Origin of the sequence: Microbacterium pygmaeum, assembly GCF_900100885.1 — a bacterium.
GTDB classification, from domain to species: domain Bacteria; phylum Actinomycetota; class Actinomycetes; order Actinomycetales; family Microbacteriaceae; genus Microbacterium; species Microbacterium pygmaeum.
In genome coordinates this window covers 1,166,381-1,182,888 of the sequence record NZ_LT629692.1, presented here as the reverse complement: position 1 = coordinate 1,182,888, position 16,508 = coordinate 1,166,381, and the positions used below count along the sequence as shown (strand labels likewise).

The following is a 16,508-nucleotide window of genomic DNA, read 5'->3' as shown; positions in this document are numbered from 1 at the left end:
CAGCAGCAGGACAGCGCGCAAGGAGGCGCACAATGACCAACAGACATCGACCGACGGCCCGCGCCGTCGCCATGCTCACCGTGGCGGGTGTCGCGATCGGGCTGGGCGGATGCGCCGGCAGCTCCGGCGACGGGGTGACGACGCTCAACTTCTTCCAGTTCAAGGGCGAGGCTCTCGAAGACTTCGATCAGATGATCGCCGACTTCGAAGCCGAGAACCCCGACATCCGCATCGTACAGAACCAGGTCGCGGATGCCGATACCCTCATCCGCACGCTGCTCGTGAAAGATCGAGTCCCCGACATCATCACGCTCAACGCCAATGGCAACTTCGGTCGGCTTGCCGAGGCAGGCGTGTTCCGGGACTTCTCGGACGAGCCGGTGCTGCAGACGATCAACCCAGCGGTGCAGGACATCCTCGCCGACCTCGGCAGCTACGGCGACGAAGTCAACGGCCTGGGCTACGTGAACAACGCCAACGGCGTGATCTACAACCAGGCGATCTTCGACGACCTCGGGCTCGAGGTCCCCGAGACGTGGGACGAGTTCATCGCGGTCTGCGACGCCCTCGTCGCAGCCGGCATCACCCCTTTCTACGGGACTCTTGCCGACTCGTGGACGGGAATGCCGTCGTGGAACGCGCTTGGCGCGTATCCCGCGCAGGACGACTTCTTCGACAAGATGCGCGAAGAGGGCGAGGATGTCGGTCCCGACTCGGCGGTGTCGTTCGAGAAGGACTTCCCCGATGCCATGGATCAGCAGTACACGCTCTTCTCGGAGTACATGCAGGACGGGTACCGCGGTCGCACGTACGACGACGGGAACGCCGCGTTCGCGAACGGCGAGGTGGCGATGCTGCTGCAGGGGATCTGGGCGACGAACCCCATCAAGCAGACCAACCCGGACATCCAGATGGGCATCTTCCCCTATCCGGCCACCGACGACCCGGACGATCGCCTGCTCGTCTCCGGCGTGGATGTGGTCTTCACGATGGGCAAGGACAACCCGAAGGAAGAGGCGGCGATGCGCTTCATCGACTACGCCTTCTCTAAAGACGTCATCGAGGAATTCGCAGCATCGCAGAACATGGTGCCTTCGGTCGAGGGTGCCGAACTCAGCGACGACCCAGCCCTCCAATCGGTGAAGCCCTACTTCGACGACGGCCGGATCACCGGGTTCATCGACCATCAGGTTCCGCCGAGCATCCCGCTCACGCAGATCGTCCAGGAGTTCCTCTTCAACGGTGACACGCAGGCCGCGCTCGCCGCGCTCGACAACGAGTGGCGAAAAGTCGCCGCCCGAACCATCCCGGTCACGACAGGAGACGATCGATGACGATCACACAGGCGGTGCGAAGCACCGCGGCCGAGACGAGGGCGCCCAAGCGCGCTGCCCGGATCCGGACGGAGACCAAGCGCGCTCCATCCGCCTACTACTGGATGGTGTGGCCGGCCGTGATCGCCTTCGCGGCCTTCCACACTCTTCCCGTCATCATCGGCATCTTCTTCAGCTTCACCAACTACGCGGGCTATGGTGCGTGGAACTTCGTCGGTCTGTCGAACTACTTCAACCTGTTCAAGGACGACCGGGTCCTGCAGGCGTACGGGTTCTCGTTCCTCTTCGCGATCGTCGCGACGATCCTGACGAATGTGTTCTCCCTCGCGATCGCCCTGGGCCTGAACGCGAAGATCAAAGCCCGCAACTTCTGGCGCGGCGTCTATTTCGTGCCGTATATCCTCGCGATCCTGGTCATCGGATATGTGTTCCAGTTCTTCTTCTCGAACTCGCTGCCGAAGATCCTCGCGGGGATCCCGCTCTTCGCCGACAACATCCTGACCAATGACACGTGGGCATGGACGGCGATCGTCGCACTGGCCGTCTGGCAGTCGTGTGCGTTCGCGATCATCATCTACCTGTCCGGGCTGCAGACCATCCCCGCGGAACTCTACGAGGCGTCGTCGCTGGATGGCGCGACACCATGGCGCACCTTCCGCTCGATCACCTTCCCGCTGATCGGGGCGTTCTTCACGATCAACGTCGTGCTGAGCCTCAAGGGGTTCCTGCAGGTGTTCGACCCGATCATCGCGCTCACCAACGGCGGACCGGGCACGTCGACCGAATCCGTCACGCTGCTCATCTTCAGGGGCGGCTTCTCGGGCGGCGAGTTCGCCTACCAGACGGCGAACGCCGTGGTGTTCTTCATCGTCATCACGATCGTCTCGCTCTTCCAATTCCGGGTCCTTCAGCGCAGAGAGGCCGACTTCTGATGACCGATGCAAACACCACCCTCGCCCAAGCCGAGCCGGAGCTCGACACCGCGACCATCGCCCGGACGCGCAAGCGCGAGAGTGAGCGCGACGACGACACACGCAGGACGAACTGGTGGGCGACCGCGCTCATCGCGGTCTGCTCGCTGACGGTGCTCGTCCCGCTCTACCTCGCCATCGTCGTCGCGCTGAAGACGCCGGAACAGCTGACGCAGGGCACCGGGTTCGAACTGCCGAACCCGATCCGATGGGAGAACTTCGCGGATGCCTGGACGCGGACGAGCTTCCCGCAAGCGCTGGCCAACACAGCGTTCATCACCGTCGGATCGGTCGTCTTCACGCTGCTGACCAGCTCGGTCGTCGCGTACGCACTGGCTCGCAACATCCATCGCCCGTTCTTCAAGGGCGTGTTCTTCTACCTGCTCGCGGCGCTGTTCATTCCGTTCCCGATCATCATGCTGCCGCTGGTCAAGCAGACCTCCATCCTCGGACTGGACAACCAGGTCGGCATGATCCTGCTCTACACGATCTACGGGCTCTCGCTGAACATCTTCATCTACACCGCATACATCCGCTCGATCCCCATCGAGCTCGAGGAAGCCGCCCGAATCGACGGCGCGAGCACCTGGCGCGTCTTCCGATCGGTGATCTTCCCCCTGCTGATGCCCATGAACGCCACCGTCGGCATCCTCACCTGCGTCTGGGCGTGGAACGACTTCATCATGCCGCTCGTGGTGCTGACCGACCCGGGGGCACGGACCCTCCCTCTGGCTCAGTACGTCTTCCAGGGCCAGTTCAACACCGACTACACCGTCGCGTTCGCGTCCTACCTGATGGCCATGGCGCCACTGCTGATCGTCTACATCTTCAGCCAGCGCTGGGTGATCTCCGGCGTCACCCGAGGTTCCATCAAGTAGCGGGCGCGTCATGAGACGCCACGACCATGTTGATGCATCCGCCTGAGCCCGACACACGCGCGTTCAGGGTCGGTCAGTGTTCGGATCGTCGCTGAACTGGACGCGGTTGCCGCCGGCAGACTTGGCACGATACATGGCGTGGTCGGCTGCGCGGATGAGTGAGTCCAACGGGCGCTGCTCATCGTGGTCGATGGTTCGAGCCACGCCGATACTGGCTGTCAGGCCCATCCCTTCCGGCAAGGACACGATCGGCGATGCCACCGCGGCGCGCAACCGTTCGGCGATGCGCTGTGCATCTGAGGAGGTGCCGACGCTGCTGATCACGACGAATTCGTCGCCACCGTAGCGAGCGAGAACGTCCTCGTCGCGGACGTTCTCGCTCAGTCGGCGAGCGACTTCCCGCAGCACCTCGTCTCCCTGATCGTGGCCGAGCCGATCGTTCACTGCCTTGAACCCGTCCAGGTCGATGAACAGGATCGCGAGGATCGCACCGCCGACGTCGATCCTCGGGCGTTCTTCGAGCATCCGCCGGTTCGGTAGACCCGTGGTCTCGTCGTGGAACGCGGCGTGCTCGAGCTGGTTCTGCAACTGGATCGTGGTGAGCGTCTGCCCCGCCTGACCGGCCAGAGCGTCTGCGAGGGGCACGGCCTCCTCGTCGAATGTTCGAGGGTGGCGGAAGAAGCAGGCCCACGCTCCGAGTCGCATGCCGGCGTGCACGATCGGTGTTGCGATCAGTGCCTCGACTCCCTGTTCTCGCATCGCGCGACCCAGACCCGGCGTCACCTTCTCCGCTTCGTCAGGACCACTGATCTTGACGACCTCGCGCCACTGCCGGGTACCGGCCCTGACACGGGTGTCATCGAAGTACCCCGCAAGTGGATTACTGCCCGCTGCAAGGATGAGGGTGTCGCTGTCATCGGCGAGGAAGACAGCCGATTCTTCTGCGGCGAACGCCTGAGCGGTCGTCGTGGCGAGAATGTCGGCCAAGCGGTCCACCGACCTGGCGGCTGCGAACGCGATCGATGCGGCGATGATCAGCTCGAGGCGGTGACGCGTGCGCTGGGCCAATTGCAGAGACGCTCGCAGCGCCTGGCCCGCCCGGCGGCGCGCGGATGCGTCGATGACGACCAACACGCTGCCGTCCACGTCCACGGTGCGCATCACGAACGCGGCCCGCTTCGGATCGACACGGCTGACGCACAGGCGCAGTGACCCGCCCTCATCGGGCAAGAAGTCCTCCGTTTCGACGAAGAAGTCCGAGAAGAGGCGCCCGAGCACGTCATCGCCGCACCAAGACACGAACGCCCGGTTGGTTTCCAGGATCCGGTCATCACGGCCAAGCCGCACCACACCAACCGGCAGATCCGCCACAGCCAATCCCGATGCACCCACCCGCCGAGTGTCGCACACCCTCCACCGACCCACCGCGCTCGTCTCACCGCCGCCTCCTCAAGACGATTCGGATCCCCGAAGGTCACGTATTCTCAGAGATGTGTCGCTCTTGACCAGCTTCGCCACCCCGCCAGTCCTGCAGACACCGCGGCTGACCCTCGTCCCGCATGGACCCGAGCACATCGACGACGTGATGGTCGCGCTCGCTGACGGCGACGCGATGAGACTGACTGGCACGCGCGGCTCGTTCACCCGCGAGCAGGTGCTTGCACACCTGCACCGCATCGCAAAAGCAGACGACCGCGCCGACTTCGCCATCCTCGATGAGGCAGAGAACTACATCGGCGAGGTGGTCCTCAACGAGCTCGACGAGGACAACCTCGCCGTGAACTATCGCATCGCGCTGTCGGGCACCTCCACCCGCGGACGCGGCTACGGCACCGAGGCCGGCCGCGCTGCGGTGGAATGGGCCTTCGGCACCGCGGGAGTGCACCGCATCTCACTCGACGTCTACAGTTTCAACCCCGCCGCCCAGCGCTCGTACGAGAAGATCGGCTTCCGAGTCGAAGGGCGCGCACGCCACACACTCTTCTGGGACGGCGAATGGGTGGACTCAATACTGATGGCCATGCTGGCCACTGACCCGCGCCCCTGACGCCGAACCCAAGATCCCGGGGGATGAGCAAAGCCAAGAACTTCTCCTGCGAATGCTCGGGCGGGTCATACGGTAATGGCGTCCTTCATCCGTCACTGAAGCGTTCGCGTGCGTGCTCGACGTTCGGCCCTGTGGAACCGGCGCCCGCTCAGCCAACAGCAGCGCCGAGATGACGGGCGAAGAAGCGGGCGGCATCCTCGCCTGCAAACTGCGGGACGCCCGTGTGGCCGCCCGTATTGGCGTAGAGCGTCTTCTCCGTCGATCCGAAGGCGTCGAACAGATCGAGGGCCATCCGGCGGTCGTTGCCCTCGTCGTCCCATTGCAGGAGGACGTGCAGCGGGATCGTGACCCGACGCGCCTCTTCCATCGTCGTGCGCGGCACATGACTGCCTGCAAAGAGGCCCGCCGCCACGATGCGTGAGTCGATCGCGGCCAGACGTACTCCGATCGCGATCACCCCGCCGGAGAATGCGACCCGCTCGCCAATCTCGGGAAGGGCGAGGACCTCGTCGAGCGTGGCCTGCCACTCCGGCACCGCCAGATCCACGAGAGGAAGTATCAGCCGGTCGATGACATCTTCGGCAGGCTCTTCGCCTGCAGAGATCGCACGAACGAGGTCCGCTCGAGCCTGCTCCACGCCGGGCACCGGAGTTCTCTCGCCCGCTCCGGGCACCTCGATGGAGACCGCAGCGAAGCCTTGCGCAGAGGCGCTGCGCGCTCGTGCCGCCAGACGGGGATACATCCGTCGCATCCCGATGCCGCCGGGTTGGCCCATCAGGATGAGTGGAACCGGCGCGGCCGAGGATGCGGCCGGTGGCGTCCACAAGATGCCGGAAATGTCGTCGAGGATGAATTCACGCTCGGTGATGCCCTCGTCGAGATTCTGTTCAGAAATGAAGTGCATGGTCGTGCCTTTCGGGTGCGCTGCAGATATGCGGCGCCCCCGGACGACTCATCGCCCGACCGTGACTCCCCGGAAGAGCACCAACGTCAATTCGTTCACGGGTGCCACCTCCTCAAACTCCTGCACGGACGCCCCAGGGTATCAGCGCCCATCTGAGCTCGAGCCGGCTGGCGGGTCGACCAGCCCGAGAACACCCGCCGACGGTGAGGGCTTCCTGGAACTGGGCGACAGGTGTGCCGACCTCGACCTTCCAGGTCTGCTGGAAGGTGGCCGCACCACTCTGACGCGAATCGCTCCAAAGCGCCCATCCGCGACACCGGGTTCTCGTGTTTCGCCAACGAGCATCGCGGGTCTGACAGGATCCCCGTATGACTGAGACTCTGCGGGTGCGTCCACGGGTGTGGATCGGGTTGGCCATCTACGTCGGCTACGTCATCATCGTCTTCGCCGTCCAACAGTTCTCCGGAGTCCCGTACACCGCGCTCGGTGAGTCCGGCAACAACCTGTTCCGCGGAGCAGGACTGTCCCTGATCGTCGCCGCCGTACTGCTGGCCATCACGACGACACTGCTCGGATGGTGGCGGCCGGCGCTGTTCGACCGGCACCGCAGCGTCCGATGGCCGATCATCGCCCCGATCCTCATGGCAGTCGCTCTGCTGATCAACCTCGCCTCCACCGACTGGGGCTCCTACGACGGGCCGTTCTTCGCCGCCTCCCTCGTGCTGATCCTCGTCGGCTTCACCGAAGAACTCACCACCCGCGGCCTCCTCCTCACCGGTCTACGCAGTCGACTCGGCGAAGGATGGGTATGGTTCATCACGACCGCCCTGTTCGCACTCATGCACCTCGTCAACTCGCTGTCCGGCCAGGCGATCGGGCCGACCCTGCAGCAGGTCGGATTCGCCTTCCTCGGCGGTACGATCCTCTACATTCTCCGCCGCACCACCGGCACGCTGATCTGGGCGATGGTGCTGCACGGCCTCTGGGACTTCTCCACCTTCGCCGTCGCCCACGGCACACCCGGACCACTTGCCGGATTCGGGTCGATCCTGTACCTCGCCGCCGGAGTATTCGCCCTCGCCACCGTAGCCTTCGTGATCCGCGGCTCGAACGAGCGGCTCACGATCTCGACCACGACGCGCTGACTGCCCGCCTCTCGTCGAAGCTGCGCAACTCGGGGTCGGCGGTGAACCAGGGTTCGTTCGAGAACGGGGTGCCCTTGCGGGTCATCTGCATACGGTTATCCCCCCTTCTCAGCGGTGGGCTCCGCCACAGGCGCGGACGCGGTTGGGGCAGCGGTCCCCCGGAGCCGTCCACGCACTCCCCCACCTCGCGAATCATCGCCCCGCGACTCCGTATCTTGGACTTGTGCGATCAGATGCGAGTGCATCGTCATCCGATGGACCCCGCGAATTCGCAGCCCCTTGGTCCCCTCCGCAGACTTCCCTGATTCACGATCAGACGAAGAACTCGCCGAGATCCCGCGGGTCATAGCACTCTGGAGAACACGAAAACCCGCGGAATTCCGCGGGTTTTCGTGGGTTACTGTCTCAACACAGTGTGCGCCCGAAGAGACTCGAACTCCCAACCTTCTGATCCGTAGTCAGATGCTCTATCCATTGAGCTACGGGCGCATGGCCGCTTTGCGAGCAGGCCAGCGTCCAGAATACCCCACGCTCGCCCACGGCACGAATCGAGCCGGAGGAGCGGGAGCCACCCGCGGAGTCAGCCCACCCACGCGCCCCAGACCGGCCCGGCGTCGATGCCCAGGGCCTTCAGGTACACGCTGAGCTTGCCGTAGAAGATGTACACCGCCTCGCGGTAGATCTCGTGCTGGACGAACGGCGACGCGATGAAGCCGTCGCCTCGGTCGATCCGATCGACGTGGAGCTCGTCGACGCTCAGTGCGTCCATCGCGGCCTTCATCGCCGCGTCCTGCACGTCGAACCAGGCTCGCAGCTCGGCAACCGTGGTCGGCGACGGGTGCGGCACGTGCCGATGCGTCCAGTCGAGCGTGGACGTTTCGAACGAGTGCGTGTAGACCCCCTCGACGTCGCCGAGCTGCAGCAGCAGTTCGCCGAGCGACGGGTTGCGACCCGGCAGTGTGCAGGCCAGATCGTCGTCCGACACGAGGCTCAGGACGAGATCGCGCATCGCGTGATGGCCCCGGATCTCCTCCTCGTACAGCGTGTTCATGCGCTCAGAATCTCAGAGCTCTTCGATCTCCACCACCGGGTCCGCGTCGAGCGCCTTCAACTGCCTGACCAGCGCGACGCGTCGGTAGGAGGCATCCAGCAGCTCTTCGATCAGGTCCCACGGACCGGATGCCGCGTCGATCCGGATCGCGAGCCAGCCGTACGCCCCCTCGTACGGCGGTACGAAGACGTCGTCGCGCTCGAGCAGCGCGTCGCGCTCATCCGGATCGGGGATGAAGACCACCGCGGAGGTCTCCCCCACCCCGACGAGCGCGAACTGCCGCTTCCCCGCTCGGAACGTGCAGCGGCCGTGCGCCATCACCTCCGCGCACTCCGGATACCGCTCGGCCAGCGACCGCACGCGACGAACGAGCGGATGCTCCGGCGGGAAGTTCACGACGTGCGAGTCCGCGCTCATGACGATGAAACTACTCGTCCTCCGACGGATCGTCCTGCGCATCGTGCCCGCGCGTGAGCGCGCGACGGTGGGACGCGAGACGCGGCAGATCGACGAGGCGAAGCGCCTGCATACGCGCCGCGCGCATCGTGGCGTAGTCGGGGTCGACGTCGGCGCGCATCCCCTCGACGTTCAGCCGTCGCTCCAGGTTCGACTCCACATCGCCCCACGCGGCATCTCGCGCCTGTTCGACCAGGCCGCCGATCGCCTCCGGATCCTCCGCGCGCTGCCGCAACTCCTTCGCGACGCCCACGTACTGCCGGTAGCGCTTGCGCAGGTTGCGGGTGTCGCGGTCGCGGTAGTCGTGCGTGCCGTCGGGATCGGAGTACTTCCCCCACGCCTTCTTGCGCTGCTTCTTGGCGAGGTCGGCCGCAGCCTGCTGTTCGTCAGCGAGCGCGATGAGCGTATCGCGCGCAAAGGCCCCGACCGCTGCGCCGTCGAAGGGCACATCCTGCCCGATGGTCTGCACCAGGATGTGATTGCGCACGGAGAGTCGAGCCGCCGCGGACGCGATGGATACGCCTTCGGCGACGGCATCCGCGGTTTTTCCCATGCGCGCAAACCCCCTCCCCCGAGGGTACCTGTCCGCGGCGCAGCCTCGAGGCGGCGAGAATCGTTCCAACGAAAGTGCGGAAGGACGAGGATGAACCGGATGCGACGGCTCGACGTGCGAGGCAGGACCAGCGTGATCACGGGTGCGGCCAGCGGCATGGGCGCCGAGATCGCGCGCGAACTCGACCGTCGCGGTGCGCGTCTCGCCCTCCTCGACCGCAACGCCGAGGGGCTCGCGGCGCTGGCCGCGGATCTGACGGGCACGGGCCATACGATCCACACCATCGACTTGACCGACGACGACGCGGTCTTCGCGGTGGCGGCCGAGATCGCGGCATCCCACCCGCACGTCCAGACGCTCATCACGTGCGCCGGCTCGTCCATGCTCGGCGACATGGATCAGTCCTCGATGGAGGAGATGCGCTGGCTGATGGATGTGAACCTCTGGGGCACCGTGAACATCACGAAGGCCCTTCTGCCGGTGATGCGCCGCGAGCGCGCGGCGCACATCACGCATCTGGTGAGCATCTACGGCCTGGCAGCGCCCGCGGGCCGGATCCCGTACGCGATGACGAAGTACGCGGTGCGCGGGTTCACCGAGTCGCTCCGCCACGAGCTGGAGCGCTCGAGCGTCACAGTGGGCGCGATCTACCCGGCGGGCGTGAAGACCGGGATCATCCTGCACGGCCGCTACGCCGCCGCGATCGATCCGGCCGTGGCCGCCCGCGCCGCCGCGGCCCAGGCCGCGATGTACCACACCGAGCCCGCCGACGCCGCCCGGCGCATCGTCGAGGCGACGGTGCGTCGCCGGGCCCGGACGATGGTCGGCCGTGAAGCGCGGCTGATCGACGTGCTGACGCGGATCACCCCGGCGCACTACTGGAACGCGATGCGTCGCCCTCTGCGGGACGCGATCGACACGACGACGCCGATCGCGTCGCGTCATCCCTCGTGAGAGGCCTCAACTGCAACGAGACACCACGCGATGCGTGATGTCTCGTTGCAGAACAGGATGCGTCCGGGCGCGGCGGCGATTCGAGAACCGCGCGCCGGCCGGAGTCAGACGCCCTTGGTGCGGAACTTCTGGACGATGCCGCACTCGAACGGGTCTGCGGCTGACAGGCCGACCTCGTTGAGGTAACGGATGACGATGCCGTAGGACTTGAACAGCGTGGTCTCGGCGTATGGCACGTCGAGCGTCTTGCAGTAGTCGCGGACGATCTCGCGGGCCTGGGCGAGGTGCGGGCGCGGCATGCTCGGGAAGAGGTGGTGCTCGATCTGGTAGTTGAGACCGCCCATGAGCCACGTCGCCCACCAGCCGCCGGAGACGTTGCGGGAAGTGCGGACCTGCTTGGTGAAGAAGTCGAGCTTCGCGTCGGGGTCGATGATCGGCATGCCCTTGTGGTTCGGCGCGAACGCCGCACCCATGTAGATGCCGAAGACGGCCATCTGCACACCGAGGAACGCGAACGCCATGCCCAGCGGCAGGAACACGAAGATCGGCGTGAGCACCAGGGCGAAGCGCAGGGCGATGAGCCCGAGCTCGACCCAGCGGCCCTTGACCGGCTGGCGGAAGTTGAGGAGGTGCCGCAGTCCGATGAAGTGCAGATTCAGGCCCTCGAGCGTCAGCAGCGGGAAGAACAGCCAGCCCTGCCGGCGAGTGATGAAGGCCATCGGGCCGGACACCTTGGCGGCGTCGACCTCGAGGAAGCGGATGGTGTCGACCTCGATGTCGGGGTCCTTGCTGACCCGGTTCGGGTTGGCGTGGTGACGCGTGTGCTTCGAGCTCCACCAGTCGCGGCTCATGCCGACGATGCCGTTGCCGATGATCAGTGCCACGCGATCGTTCAGCTTGTTCGAGCTGAAGATGGTGCGGTGCGCCGCCTCATGGGAGAGGAAGGCGACCTGGGTGAAGAGGATGCCGAGGGCCGCCGCGATCAGCAGCTGGTACCAGCTGTCGCCCAGCAGGATGAATCCGGTGATCGCGCCGCCGAAGCCCAGGACGATCGCGGTCGCGGTGAAGATGTAGAACCACGGGGTCCGCGCCAGCAGACCGGTCTCGCGCACGACCTGCGACACCTTCGTGTACGCCTGAGCGATCGGCGGGAAGCTGTCTTTGCGAGCGTACGTCTGGCGTACGGCGCCGAGGGTGGATGCGGGTGCGGAGACTGAAGTGATGGCGACACCTACCTGTTCGGGGGTCTCGCGAAGCGAGCCGGGCGAAAGAGAAGGGCGGATGTGCCGTTCGCTGGTGCCCACCCTACGCGGCGGAACATGCATTCCCGGGAATGTGATACGGGGGATTGACAGATTCGGTTCGTCCCGATTTTCGGGAGGAAGCGGCGTACAGCGGATGCTCATTCCGCCGTGCTAGCGTTGCACTCGGCGGAATTCTCCGCCTGCGTCGTTGTCACGCTTCGCGGTCTCCCGAACCGCGGTTCTTTTCACACGGCGAACCGATGCGCGAACCCGCGCCGTCGCCCACTTCACGCCCTTCCCGCGGCGTGCAATCCGAAAGCATCCCTATGCCTACTTTCTCCGACCTCGGCGTGCCCACGGCACTTGCCAACTCACTTGCCTCTGAAGGCAAGACCGAGGCCTTCCCCATCCAACGCGACACGCTGCCCGACTCCCTGGCCGGGCGCGACGTGCTCGGCCGCGGCCGCACCGGCAGTGGCAAGACCATCGCCTTCGCACTCCCCCTCGTCGCTCGCCTGTCCGGCGCGTTCGCCTCAGGTCGCACCCCTGGCCGCCCGCGCGGTCTGGTCCTGGCGCCGACCCGTGAGCTCGCGACGCAGATCGCCGCCACCATCCAGCCTCTCGCCGCGGCCAGCGGCTTGAGCGTCACCACGATCTTCGGCGGCGTCAGCCAGAAGCCGCAGGAGAGCGCGCTGCGCGCCGGCGTCGACATCGTCGTGGCGTGCCCCGGTCGCCTCGAGGACCTCATGAAGCAGGGTCACATCCGTCTGGACCGCGTCGAGATCACCGTGCTCGACGAGGCCGACCACATGGCCGACCTCGGCTTCCTCCCGGGCGTCACGCGCATCCTCGCGGCCACGCCGCAGGGCGGGCAGCGCATGCTGTTCAGCGCGACCCTCGACCGCGGCGTCGACACCCTCGTGCGTCGGTTCCTCCAGAACGAGGTCCGCCACGAGATCGACGACCAGAGCGTCCCGCAGGGCGAGATGACGCACCGCGTCTTCCTCATCTCCGACGACGACAAGGCCGCGCTGGTCAAGCACCTCGCATCCGGCCGCGGTCGGCGCATCATGTTCACGCGCACCAAGCACCAGGCCAAGAAGCTGGCGAAGGTGCTGACGGCAGCAGGCATCCCCGCGGTCGACCTCCACGGCAACCTCTCGCAGGCTGCCCGCGAGCGCAACCTCGCCGCGTTCGGCGCCGACGTCGCCAAGGGCGGCGTCCGCGTGCTGGTCGCGACCGACGTCGCCGCACGCGGCGTGCACGTCGACGAGGTGGAACTCGTCGTCCACGTCGACCCGCCAATGGAGCACAAGGCGTACCTGCACCGCTCTGGCCGCACGGCTCGCGCCGGCGCCGCCGGCACCGTGGTCACCGTCACCATCCCGTCGCAGCGTCGGGATGTCGCCGACCTGCTGAAGAAGGCCGGGATCACGGCCCCGCTGGAGCAGGTCACCGCGCACGCGGCATCCATCACCGAGCTCGTCGGCCAGCCGGCCGACCACGTCACCCCTGCCCCGATCCAGGCGGCACCGCAGCGCACGGCGAAGCCGCGCACGGCCGGTGCCGGCGGTCAGGGTGGCAGCGGGCGTGGCGGTCAGGGCGGTCGTGGCGGCAGCGCCGGCGGACGCGGCCAGGGCGCCGCGCGCGGCGGGCAGGGTCCGCGCGACGGTCAGGCCGGTTCGGGTCGGAGCGCCAAGGCCTCCGGTTCGGCGTCGCACTCGCGGGGCGCCGCGGCTCCGGCTGCGGGCTCGCGCCCCTTCTACTCGACCGGCACCGGTCAGGCCGGGGCCCACAACCCGGGAGCCGGCCAGACCGAGCGCCCCCGCGGTCCGCGTCGCGCGTCGCACAACGGCCAGCGCTCGGGCGCACCGCGCGGCTGACCCTTCCACGGCGACGCCGCATTCGCGGCGCCGAGCCGATACGAAATGAACGAGCCGATACGCCGCGTACGCGCGGAACGTATCGGCTCGTTCTCGTCGTCCCGGCTCGGCGACATCGTCAGAGGCTCGGCGACATGGCCGAGGCGCCGCGCCGACCCAGTGCTAGGCGGTGAGCTTCGCGACGATCGCGGCGACGCGACGCGCGCGGGTGTCCTCCGCCTTTGCGCCCTCGACATTCGTCACGTGCGCCTTCTGGGCGCTCGGCGCGAGCGCGTCGAACGCAGCCCGCGCGTCGGCGGCGGCGAGCGCCTGGCCGAGGTCCTGCGGAACCTCGACGGTGCGCGGCGCGGTGTCCAGCGTCAGATCGACCGTGATCGTCTCACCGCCCTGCAGACCGGTGGCCGCGCGCTTGTCCGAGCTGAACGCGATCAAATACCGCCCGCCCATCGTGGCGATCGTGCTGCGGTACGAGAAGTCGCCGTTCACGGTGACGTTCACCGCGGGGCGTTTTCCGCCGCCGAGCGCTTCCAGGACCTCGGGCGGAACCTCGATTCCGGTGTTGTTGCCGGACTTGAACAGGGTCGTCTGGAAGCGCATGAACCGAGTGTGACACGGGATGCCGGGCCCGGCCAGACGGACTAGCGCGCAGCCTTCGCGCGCGCAAGCCCCCTCTCCCGGCACCGCGAACGTCGTAGATTTTCAGCACTACCTTCACGAAAGGAGGCGCACCATGGGATTCGTGGATGACGCCAAGGAAACCGCTGAAACCGCCGGACGCAAGATCAAGGATGCGTGGGAAGACACCACCGACAAGATCGGCGACAAGGTCGATGAGGCCAAGGCAGACGCTGACGTGAAGAAGGCGGAAGCCGAACGCGATTCCGTCAAGGAGCGCAACGATCTCAAGGAGCAGATCCGCGACGCGTGACCGCATCATGACTGCCCGGCCGCGAGCCGAGGCGTGAACAGAGGGCCTTGGAGAATACTCCGGGGCCTTCTGGCATTCCCAGGCGACTGTCAGGAACGGCAAACCGATCGGCCACCGGATCCGAAGAACCTCCAGACGCGGCATCCGGCCGTGCACGAATCAGGAGGTCGCTCATGCGCACGTCACCGAATCGACTCGTCGCCACGATCTTCGGCGCGGTCTACATCCTCGTCGGACTTCTCGGCTTCGCCGTGACCGGCGGCGTCGGATTCCTCGCCACCGAGGGCGGACTGCTCCTCGGCATCTTCGAGGTCAACCCGCTGCACAACATCGCTCACCTGCTGATCGGCGCCGCACTGCTGATCGCCGGGCTGATGTCGGCACGCGCTGCCAAGACCGTGAACATCATCGTGGGCGCCGCCTACCTGTTGCTCGGCATCGTGGGGTTCTTCCTCGTCGGCACCGCGCTCAACGTGCTGGCGCTGAACACGTTCGACCACTTCCTGCACCTGGGCAGCGCGATCGTGCTCCTCGGTGTCGGACTCGCCGCCGAGCGTGGCACACGGGCGAACCTGTCCGGCCGCACCGCCTGATTCCGACCGGACACGGTCGGACAGGAGGGAGGCGATGATGCAGACCATGACGATGAACTCCGCGGCTCGGGTCGCGGAGCAGAGCTCAACTTCGGGGGCGAGCTCGCCGTCGTGGCACGCGCCGGCAGCATGGGGAGCAGGTCTGATGCAGATCGCCCTCGGCGCCGGCGCGGTCATCGCCGACTCCAGTGGGGCGGTCAGCCGCGCGACAGGGTCCCTCCTGATCGCGATGGGTCTGGCCGCCCTGGTCTGGGGCGGCGTGTCCCTCGCGCGAGCGCGCCTGGTCCTGCCGCGCATCGTCGTCGGCGTCGCACTGGCCGGGATCGTGATTCTGGCCGCAGCCTTGGCCCTGGACCCGGTCCGCATCAGCGTGTTCGCCGTGGCCGCGGCATCCGTGCTCCTCATCGCGGTCGCGCTGGCGGCAGTGGCCGCCCTGCGCCGCGCGGGCACAGGACGAGCGGATGCCGCGTCCCCGCGCATCGTCGAGCTTCTCATCGCCGCTGTCCTCGTCGCGGCCCTGGTCACACCGGCCCTGTCGGCGACCGAAGCCGGCAGGCTGGCGCCCGATCACGGCTCTCACGGCGTGATGGTCGACCCGTCGCACCACTGACGCGACGCGGGCGCGTCAGATCGCGGAGATCCGCCAGGACGCCTCGGTCGACTCGCCCGGCTCGATCACGATCAGACCGGCGTCGTAGGCGTACGAGTCCGCATTGAAGGCATCCGGAGCGCAGGTCATCGGCTCCACCGCCAGGCCGAGCCGGCTCTGCGCCGCCACCGGCTTGTCGGCCGTGTGCACCTGGACCCATGGGCATTCGGTGCCCCAGCTGATCGCGACGCCGTGACCTGCAGCATCCGTCACCCGCACCGTCGTCTCGTCGCCCTCGTCGCGCAGGATGCCCGAATACGCGTGGTCCAGCTCGGTGGCACCGATTCGTCGCGCCGTGCGGAAATCGAAGCGCTCCGGGTCGGCGGAATCGACGGCCACCAGCTCGGTCGGGATCAGGCGATCGGGCGTCACCTCGAGCACGTCCGCCGCCGGCAGCTCGAGGAGCCAGTCGTCGACCCGACCCGGGCCGGCCACGAGGTACGGGTGCGGTCCGGTCCCCCACGGCGCCGCGGAGAGGCTGTCGTTGCGGGCGGTCACGGACTGCGTGAGTCCGTCCGGTCCGAGGGAGAAGGTGACGCTCACGACGATCCGCCACGGGTAGGCCGTCTGCGGCTGGATGACGGCCTCGAGGGTCACGTGGTCGGGCCCCTTGTCGACGGCGTCGAAGTCGAGCCACGGACCGAAGCCGTGCAGCGCGTGTCCGCGGGCGGGCTCTGACAGCGCGAGCTGGAAGTCGGAACCCCCGAAGGAGTACTTGCCGTCCACGACCCGGTTCGGCCAGGGCACGAGGGTCGCCCCACGGTGCGCGGGGCGCACCTCGTCGGCTTCGAACGGGACGACGAGGTCGCGGTCGTTGCATGTGAGCGAGCGCAGCGAGGCGCCCACGCTCGCGATGACGGCCTCGTAGTCGCCCGCGCGCAGCGCGTGCTGGGTCCCGGATGCGGGGGTGCGTGCCAT

General features: G+C 67.0%; 18 protein-coding genes and 1 tRNA gene. 10 read left to right on the top strand and 9 right to left on the bottom strand.

Annotation, left to right across the window (positions count from 1 at the left end; genetic code table 11):
• Positions 1-32: 32 nt before the first annotated feature.
• Genes BLT19_RS05440 through BLT19_RS05430 form a run of 3 tightly spaced genes read left to right on the top strand, consistent with a single transcriptional unit; the run spans position 33 to position 3,183 of the window.
• Positions 33-1,334, top strand: coding sequence for an ABC transporter substrate-binding protein (locus tag BLT19_RS05440; protein WP_091487413.1), 1,302 nt, complete (start codon positions 33-35; stop codon positions 1,332-1,334).
• On the top strand, positions 1,331-2,266 hold the full coding sequence (locus tag BLT19_RS05435; RefSeq protein ID WP_091487411.1) for a carbohydrate ABC transporter permease: 936 nt from the start codon (positions 1,331-1,333) through the stop codon (positions 2,264-2,266). Before BLT19_RS05440 ends, BLT19_RS05435 begins: the two co-directional genes overlap by 4 nt.
• Positions 2,266-3,183, top strand: coding sequence for a carbohydrate ABC transporter permease (locus tag BLT19_RS05430; RefSeq protein ID WP_091487409.1), 918 nt, complete (start codon positions 2,266-2,268; stop codon positions 3,181-3,183). Before BLT19_RS05435 ends, BLT19_RS05430 begins: the two co-directional genes overlap by 1 nt.
• Before the next feature lie 63 nt (positions 3,184-3,246).
• Here the strand turns inward: BLT19_RS05430 and BLT19_RS05425 are convergent, their stop codons facing one another.
• Positions 3,247-4,482, bottom strand: coding sequence for a sensor domain-containing diguanylate cyclase (locus BLT19_RS05425; protein WP_231917809.1), 1,236 nt, complete (start codon positions 4,480-4,482; stop codon positions 3,247-3,249).
• A gap of 193 nt (positions 4,483-4,675) precedes the next feature.
• Between BLT19_RS05425 and BLT19_RS17940 the strand changes: the two genes are divergently transcribed.
• Positions 4,676-5,230, top strand: a complete 555-nt coding sequence (locus BLT19_RS17940; protein ID WP_231917808.1) for a GNAT family N-acetyltransferase — start codon at positions 4,676-4,678, stop codon at positions 5,228-5,230.
• Positions 5,231-5,378: 148 nt separating this feature from the next.
• On the opposite strand, the gene BLT19_RS05415 is transcribed toward BLT19_RS17940, so the two are convergent.
• Positions 5,379-5,876, bottom strand: a complete 498-nt coding sequence (locus BLT19_RS05415; RefSeq protein WP_231917807.1) for a hypothetical protein — start codon at positions 5,874-5,876, stop codon at positions 5,379-5,381.
• Positions 5,877-6,502: 626 nt separating this feature from the next.
• On the opposite strand from BLT19_RS05415, the gene BLT19_RS05410 reads away from it, so the two are divergent.
• Complete coding sequence (locus BLT19_RS05410) at positions 6,503-7,279, top strand: CPBP family intramembrane glutamic endopeptidase (protein WP_231917806.1); 777 nt, start codon at positions 6,503-6,505, stop codon at positions 7,277-7,279.
• Positions 7,280-7,695: 416 nt separating this feature from the next.
• Here BLT19_RS05410 and BLT19_RS05405 read toward each other — a convergent pair.
• The 4 genes from BLT19_RS05405 to BLT19_RS05390 form a co-directional block, all read right to left on the bottom strand.
• Positions 7,696-7,768, bottom strand: a tRNA-Arg gene (locus BLT19_RS05405).
• A 91-nt stretch (positions 7,769-7,859) separates the two neighbouring features.
• Entirely contained in the window at positions 7,860-8,330 is a 471-nt protein-coding gene (locus tag BLT19_RS05400; protein WP_091487401.1) for a DinB family protein, read from the bottom strand.
• A 12-nt stretch (positions 8,331-8,342) separates the two neighbouring features.
• On the bottom strand, positions 8,343-8,747 hold the full coding sequence (locus BLT19_RS05395) for an MmcQ/YjbR family DNA-binding protein (protein ID WP_091487398.1): 405 nt from the start codon (positions 8,745-8,747) through the stop codon (positions 8,343-8,345).
• A gap of 10 nt (positions 8,748-8,757) precedes the next feature.
• Entirely contained in the window at positions 8,758-9,339 is a 582-nt protein-coding gene (locus BLT19_RS05390) for an asparagine synthase (RefSeq protein ID WP_091487395.1), read from the bottom strand.
• A 99-nt stretch (positions 9,340-9,438) separates the two neighbouring features.
• On the opposite strand from BLT19_RS05390, the gene BLT19_RS05385 reads away from it, so the two are divergent.
• Positions 9,439-10,293, top strand: coding sequence for an SDR family NAD(P)-dependent oxidoreductase (locus tag BLT19_RS05385; protein WP_091493365.1), 855 nt, complete (start codon positions 9,439-9,441; stop codon positions 10,291-10,293).
• A gap of 104 nt (positions 10,294-10,397) precedes the next feature.
• On the opposite strand, the gene BLT19_RS05380 is transcribed toward BLT19_RS05385, so the two are convergent.
• On the bottom strand, positions 10,398-11,516 hold the full coding sequence (locus tag BLT19_RS05380; protein ID WP_231917864.1) for a fatty acid desaturase family protein: 1,119 nt from the start codon (positions 11,514-11,516) through the stop codon (positions 10,398-10,400).
• Positions 11,517-11,863: 347 nt separating this feature from the next.
• Here BLT19_RS05380 and BLT19_RS05375 point away from each other — a divergent pair, with 347 nt between their 5' ends.
• On the top strand, positions 11,864-13,420 hold the full coding sequence (locus tag BLT19_RS05375) for a DEAD/DEAH box helicase (protein WP_091487390.1): 1,557 nt from the start codon (positions 11,864-11,866) through the stop codon (positions 13,418-13,420).
• A gap of 162 nt (positions 13,421-13,582) precedes the next feature.
• Here the strand turns inward: BLT19_RS05375 and BLT19_RS05370 are convergent, their stop codons facing one another.
• Positions 13,583-14,017 carry a YdeI/OmpD-associated family protein gene (locus BLT19_RS05370; RefSeq protein ID WP_091487387.1) on the bottom strand — a complete coding sequence of 145 codons (435 nt, stop codon included), beginning with the start codon at positions 14,015-14,017 and terminating at the stop codon, positions 13,583-13,585.
• Positions 14,018-14,150: 133 nt separating this feature from the next.
• Between BLT19_RS05370 and BLT19_RS05365 the strand changes: the two genes are divergently transcribed.
• The 3 genes from BLT19_RS05365 (at position 14,151) to BLT19_RS05355 (ending at position 15,551) form a co-directional block, all read left to right on the top strand.
• Positions 14,151-14,348 carry a hypothetical protein gene (locus BLT19_RS05365; RefSeq protein WP_091487384.1) on the top strand — a complete coding sequence of 66 codons (198 nt, stop codon included), beginning with the start codon at positions 14,151-14,153 and terminating at the stop codon, positions 14,346-14,348.
• A 173-nt stretch (positions 14,349-14,521) separates the two neighbouring features.
• Positions 14,522-14,941: a DUF4383 domain-containing protein gene (locus BLT19_RS05360; RefSeq protein WP_091487381.1), complete on the top strand. Its 420-nt coding sequence runs from the start codon at positions 14,522-14,524 to the stop codon at positions 14,939-14,941.
• A gap of 46 nt (positions 14,942-14,987) precedes the next feature.
• Positions 14,988-15,551: a hypothetical protein gene (locus BLT19_RS05355; protein ID WP_157681764.1), complete on the top strand. Its 564-nt coding sequence runs from the start codon at positions 14,988-14,990 to the stop codon at positions 15,549-15,551.
• A gap of 15 nt (positions 15,552-15,566) precedes the next feature.
• Here the strand turns inward: BLT19_RS05355 and BLT19_RS05350 are convergent, their stop codons facing one another.
• Entirely contained in the window at positions 15,567-16,508 is a 942-nt protein-coding gene (locus tag BLT19_RS05350) for an aldose 1-epimerase family protein (protein WP_091487376.1), read from the bottom strand.